The 4,412-nt window shown below is 66.8% G+C and carries 3 protein-coding genes; all 3 read right to left on the bottom strand.

What is annotated here, in order from left to right; translation table 11 throughout:
- Positions 1–54 precede the first annotated feature (54 nt).
- The 3 genes from DD1DGNOD_RS24555 to DD1DGNOD_RS24545 all read right to left on the bottom strand — a co-directional run bounded on the left by DD1DGNOD_RS24555 (position 55) and on the right by DD1DGNOD_RS24545 (position 4,314).
- A complete protein-coding gene (locus DD1DGNOD_RS24555) occupies positions 55–351 on the bottom strand; it encodes a hypothetical protein (RefSeq protein WP_131768746.1) in 297 nt (98 codons plus the stop codon).
- Positions 352–634: 283 nt separating this feature from the next.
- Complete coding sequence (locus DD1DGNOD_RS24550) at positions 635–2,062, bottom strand: cytochrome P450 (protein WP_131768745.1); 1,428 nt, start codon at positions 2,060–2,062, stop codon at positions 635–637.
- A 479-nt stretch (positions 2,063–2,541) separates the two neighbouring features.
- On the bottom strand, positions 2,542–4,314 hold the full coding sequence (locus DD1DGNOD_RS24545; protein WP_131768744.1) for a bifunctional 3-(3-hydroxy-phenyl)propionate/3-hydroxycinnamic acid hydroxylase: 1,773 nt from the start codon (positions 4,312–4,314) through the stop codon (positions 2,542–2,544).
- Positions 4,315–4,412 lie beyond the last annotated feature (98 nt).

Genomic DNA, 4,412 nt, shown 5'->3' with positions numbered 1-4,412 from the left:
CGCCGGAACAGCATGCGGAATCCGCTGTTCCGGCGGGGGCTCTTCGAGCCGCTCTTATTGCTGAGTCCCGTTGGACAATCCGTTGGAAACGGCGTTCCCGGCCTGGGAGACGGCGCCGAAAAAGAGTCCCTCAACAGCGCCGGAGAGATCGCTTACGGGATCGGCGACGGTGACGGCGGTTCTGCTGCCGATGCCGGTGTTTGTGCTGGTCCCGGAGCTGATGCTGGTGCCGGTATTGGTGGATGTATTGGTGGACAGGGAGAGAGCACCGGCGGGAGCCGTGCCCAGGAGCATGGCGAACAGCCCGGTGACGATGACGACCGTGGCACGCCGCAGGGTTCTGGCGGTCATGTTTACCCCCAGTGGATATGGGTGGTGGATGTTCCTCTTAGAAGCGTAGATCGGCCGGCGGGCACAGGAATCCGAAGGCCGGGTACTGTGGCGCCGGCTTCATCACAATGCTTCTGAGGGCCTCCGGGCGCGCGAAGGGAGTTATTATCGCGCATCCTTTGACTGGCTGGGGAAAGAGGACGACTGCTCCGTCGGCCTGCCCTGGTGAAACGGTAGCCCGTGGGTATTTCGTTGGCTTGCGCGTTTCCCGCGCTGGTCGTCGGGCTTCGAGCTGGGCGCGCTGTCAGCCGCGGCGACGGATGGTCATTGGCAGTCCGTCACGGGGTCGCAGGGTCACCAGCGGCTCAGGTGTGATCTGCAGGCCTGCGACAGGCTCGAACATCCAGCGGCGGCTGATCGTGGCGAGAGCGAGTGCTCCTTCGGTCTGGGCGAAGCTGTTGCCGATGCACTGATGTGGACCACCCCCGAAGGGAAAGTAGGCGTAACGGGGCCGGTCGGGGTCGACCCGGTCCCCGATCCAGCGGCTCGGGTCGAAGCGTTCCGGCTCCGGCCACCACTTTCCGTCACGGTGGACGACCCACTGACTCAGCAGCAGCGTCGAACCGGCGGGCAGCGGATAACCGCCGACGATGCGGTCCTCCACCAGATACCGGCTCATCGCCCACACGGGTGGATAGAGCCGCATCGATTCTTTGAACACCGCGTCGGTGAACGGCAGGTGGGGTAGGTCCGCGACCGTCGGGCGCCGTCCGGACAGGACGGTGTCGAGCTCGGCGTGCAGTGCTGCCGCCACCTCGGGATGCCGGCCGAGGAGATGGAAGGTCCAGGTCAGTGCGTTGGCGGTGGTTTCGTGACCGGCGAGCATGATTGTCAGGACCTCGTCGCGGACCTGCGTGTCATCCATACCGTCCCCGGTGTCGGCATCACGGGCGGACAACAGCAGTGACAGCAGGTCCCCGCCTTCCGCCCCGTCACGACGGCGGCGTTCGATGAGGTTGTAGACAACCCGGTCAAGGGCCTGACGAGAGCTGCGCCGACGCCGGACCGAGGGCAGCGGCAGCTGCTCCAGCAGTTCGAAACCAGTGTGCAGGGCCTTGCGGGCAGCCACCGTGTTCTCGCTGATAGCGGTCCGGATCACGGTCACGATGTTGCTGTCGGCATCGGCGTCGACGTCCACGTCGAACAGGGTTTTCGTGACCATCGCCAGCGTCATCTCGATCATCTCGTTGTGCATGTCGAGACGTTGCCCGTCTTGCCAACGCTTGGTCCGCTCATCGGCAATCGCGACGAACGTCTCGCCGTACTCGAAGATCCGCTGGTGATGGAACAGCGGTTGCATGAGCCGCCGCTGTCTGCGGTGTAGATCACCGGAACTGGTCAGCAGGCCCTGTCCGAGTACCAGGGTGAGGGGCTGCACCACGGTTTGACGAGAACCGAGACCACGACGGACAAAGCCCCTGCGGTAGGCGCGACTCGACCCGACCAGCACGTCGGCGATCGCGGCCGGGTCCGCCACGAGGAACGCCGACAGCGGACGGGACGACAGCTGCACGATCGGGCCGTGGGTCTGGCGCAGGCGGATGAGGCCGGCGAGCGGATCGGCGCGCAGCAGCCTTCCCACCGCGCGCAGGCCACCGGCTGATCCTGGAACGGCGTTCGCGCGCATCGGCGCGGGCGCCGGCGTGACAGTGGCGGGCGGGGTAACGGTCATCGCGGACCCTCCTCGGGAACACGGACGGGGGCACGGGAGCGCTCAACCAAGCAGGACGACCGGCAGACTGATCTTCACGATAATCGCGATCTAAGCGGTGCGGTGGGAGACACCGGCCACGTCCATCCGCCGATGGTTACGCCCGCCCGCCTGCTCAACGGGCGCTCAGATGTGGATGCGCCAGCGGCGGCGTCCGCACTCGGCCTGCCGGCCGGCAGGTTGGGGGCATGCGCCAGGGCGTGAAATGTCCCCGGTCACCTTCCTTGGTCCTACCGGGATGGGCGGGGAGCAGCGGTGACGGCGCTGAAGCGTCCAGACCGATCAATCAGACCGATCAATGATCGGAATCACCATGCTCGCCGAGCATGGTGGACACCGGACACCGGGGAGACTGCACCAACGGTGCCTATATGTCACATCACCGCGGACGGTGTGAAAATCTCGCGCGAAAGAAACATCATCGCGCTGCCTTCGACCTTCTAGCCAACGTGCAGATGTGGTGACCTCGCGTGGTCGGCGCCATGGACGAGTGGTTGCCGTGGCTGCTGCCACGAGTCGGCCGAGCGGAGAAGTTGAGGTACATCCCGCACACCCGCGGATTCGAGTTCGCGGCGCCACAGGGTCAGATCGACCGCACGGGCGGTGGTGAACACAGTGCGGTCCGGCCGTAGCAGCGCGGCGGACGCACGGTGGCGGGTCAGCCAGCGGCCGAGCGTCCCGCTTGTGTCATGAATGATCTTTATGTCGTCCGATGTCACCGGCAGGGGGGAATGGAGAGGGACGATGCCGATGTAGCGGGTGCGCAGCCGGGCGAAGAAGGCCCGGGCGTCCTCGTCGATGGCGGAGGTCCAGTTGAAGGCGAAGATCCAGTCGGTGCAACGGGCGAGGACGGCGAAGCCGTCTCCCAACAGATCGTCCAGCGGGATCTCGGTGGCGGCGGCAGTGGCGGTGTCGGCTGCGGTGCGGACCAGCGGCTGCGGGCAGAGCCGCCCGGCGGGTTGCGGACGGCCCGGCAACAGCCGCGATGCCGGCCTGACGAGTGGGCCGGGGCGCAACGGCGGGCTCACCGAGCGGTCCATGATCTTTTGGAAGGCGGAAAGGCCGGTAGCCCGTACGAACAGGGCTTGGCGTGCTGTGCCTGTGGCAGTTGCGCCGCTGGTCATCGTCCGGCCGAGGAGGACCGCCGTGCGAACCGTCTGGCGGGCGTGTGGCCGGCGTTCGGTCTGGTAGCTGTCGAGGAGCTGCTCGTCGGCGTGGCCGGTCAGGACGAGAGCGAGTTTCCAGGTGAGGTTCGCCGCATCACGGATGCCGGCGCACAGTCCCTGACCGAGAAACGGTGGTGTCTGATGGGCGGCATCGCCGAGGAGGAATATCCGGCCTCGGCGCCAGCGCCGGGCGATGAGTGCGTGGAACGTGTAGGAGGTTTGGCGCAAGACGGTGAGTTGCTGCGGGTCGACGCTGCCGAGCCAGGGGGCGACGAGCTGGTGGACGACCTCGGTTCGTGACAGTTCGTGGGCGGATTCGCCCGCCCGTATCTGGAACTCCCAGCGGTAGCGTTGCGGGCCGATCCGCATGTATGTGGCGGCGCGGTGCGGGTCGCACACCTGGTGGATGCCGTCCCAGTTCTCCAGTAGTTGCTCGCTGTGCACGTCGATGACGAGCCAGGACTGGGTGAAGTGCAGGTCTTCCATGGTGGTGCCGATGGTTGTGCGGGTGTTGCTGTTAGCGCCGTCGCAGCCGAGGATGGCGTGGGTCCAGATCTGCTCGAGCCGACCGGAGATGCTGTCGCGGATCGTGACGCGCAGGGGGGCGGGGCCGTGGGTGTGCCCGGTCTCGACGGCGACGGCTTCGGCGCCACACCGTAGGTCGACGTGTGGGAAGCGAGCGAGTCCCCTGCGCAGCACTGCCTCCAACGTGGCCTGGTCGAACATGTTGGCCCCGGGATGCCCCTGCCCGCTGTCGGTGGGGTCACGGTGGAAGCGGGCGAACGGCTGGTGGTCGGAGTTCAGCAGCTGCATGCCCAGCGCCGGCCTGGTGATGGCGCGTACGTCGTCGGCGAGGCCGCCTGATTGCATGATCCGAAACGTTTCGTCGTCGAGGTGCACGGCTCGGGGCAGCGGGTAGATGTCGTGGTGGCGTTCGATGATGAGGCAGGGGATGCCCTGTTGGCCGAGAAGGTTGGCTGCCGTTGTGCCGCTGGGGCCGGCGCCGATGATGACGACGGGAATTTCTCGGGGGGTAAGCGACGGCATGCCGGCATCCTTCGGGCGTTACAGGTGGGACGTGTGCAGGTCGCGGTCGGTTTACTGCGGGTGCGGGTGCGGGCCGGGTGTGGCCGCGGCCGCGTTCG

The sequence above is a fragment of the Candidatus Protofrankia californiensis genome (assembly GCF_900634765.1).
Lineage (GTDB): Bacteria > Actinomycetota > Actinomycetes > Frankiales > Frankiaceae > Protofrankia > Protofrankia californiensis.
This window is presented reverse-complemented; position numbering and strand designations above follow the sequence as displayed.

What these genes read in the sequence shown, in the direction of transcription:
- DD1DGNOD_RS24555 (WP_131768746.1), bottom strand. Translation starts at nt 351, where the DNA reads ATGACCGCCAGAACCCTGCGGCGTGCCACGGTCGTCATCGTCACCGGG.
- DD1DGNOD_RS24550 (WP_131768745.1), bottom strand. Translation starts at nt 2,062, where the DNA reads ATGACCGTTACCCCGCCCGCCACTGTCACGCCGGCGCCCGCGCCGATG.
- DD1DGNOD_RS24545 (WP_131768744.1), bottom strand. Translation starts at nt 4,314, where the DNA reads ATGCCGTCGCTTACCCCCCGAGAAATTCCCGTCGTCATCATCGGCGCC.